General features: G+C 75.8%; 1 protein-coding gene. It reads left to right on the top strand.

Translation table 11 applies throughout. The annotated features are described in order from the left end of the window. Positions 1-1066, top strand: a 1066-nt coding sequence (locus G5C62_RS27255) for a cell wall metabolism sensor histidine kinase WalK (RefSeq protein WP_164703445.1), incomplete at both ends; no start/stop codon positions are given.

Here is a 1066-nt window from a genome sequence, read left to right as displayed (position 1 = left end):
AGGACGGGCGGACCAGGTGGCGGGTCGGCGCGACCCAGGTACCTGCCACCCCGTTCAGCGACGAGTTCGTCCTGCTCGTGGGACAGGACCTGTCCGCCGACGAGGACGCCCTGAACCGGCTGGTGCGGATCGAGCTGGTGGTCGGCCTGCTGGTCCTCGCGGTGCTCGGCATCGCCGGCCACCTGGTGGTGCGCAACAGCCTGCGGCCCCTCGTCGAGGTCGAGCACACGGCCCAGGCGATCGCCGCCGGTGACCTGTCCCGGCGCGTGCCCGACGGCGACGACCGGACCGAGGTCGGCCGGCTGTCGCAGGCGCTCAACGGCATGCTCGGCCGGATCGAGAGCTCCTTCCGCGCCCAGCAGGCCTCCGAGGAGCACGCCGTCGCCTCCGAGGCCCGGATGCGCCGGTTCGTCGCCGACGCCAGCCACGAGCTGCGCACCCCGCTGACCTCGATCCGCGGCTTCGCCGAGCTGCACCGCCAGGGGGCGGTCCACGGCCCGGAGGAGACCGGCCGGCTCCTGCAGCGGATCGAGTCCGAGGCGACCCGGATGGGGTTGCTCGTCGAGGACCTGCTGCAGCTGGCCCGGCTGGACCAGCAGCGGCCGCTGGCACTGGGCCCCGTCGACCTGGCCGAGCTGGCCGGCGACGCCGTGCACGACGCCCGCGCCGTCGCCCCCGACCGCTCGCTCAGCCTGCAGCTGGACCCCTCGCTCACCGACGCCCCGGTGGTCCGCGGCGACGAGGCCCGGCTCCGCCAGGTGATCGGGAACCTGGTCACCAACGCGCTGACCCACACCCCCGCAGACACCCGGGTGACCATCCGGGTGGCCGAGGACGGGGCCGAGCCCGGCTGGCTCGTCCTCGCGGTCACCGACGAGGGCCCCGGCCTGGCCCAGGCCGACGCCGACCGGGTGTTCGAGCGGTTCTACCGCGCCGACGCCTCCCGGACCCGGGCCGCAGGGGGCACCGGCCTCGGGCTGTCCATCGTCGCCGCGCTGGTCGAGGCGCACGGCGGCCGGGTCGAGCTGCACACCGCCCCCGGCGAGGGCGCCACCTTCGCCGTCCA

Source organism: Modestobacter sp. KNN46-3, from assembly GCF_011039295.1.
Note: the sequence above shows the minus strand (reverse complement) of the source record. Positions and strands in the feature narration are given on the sequence as shown.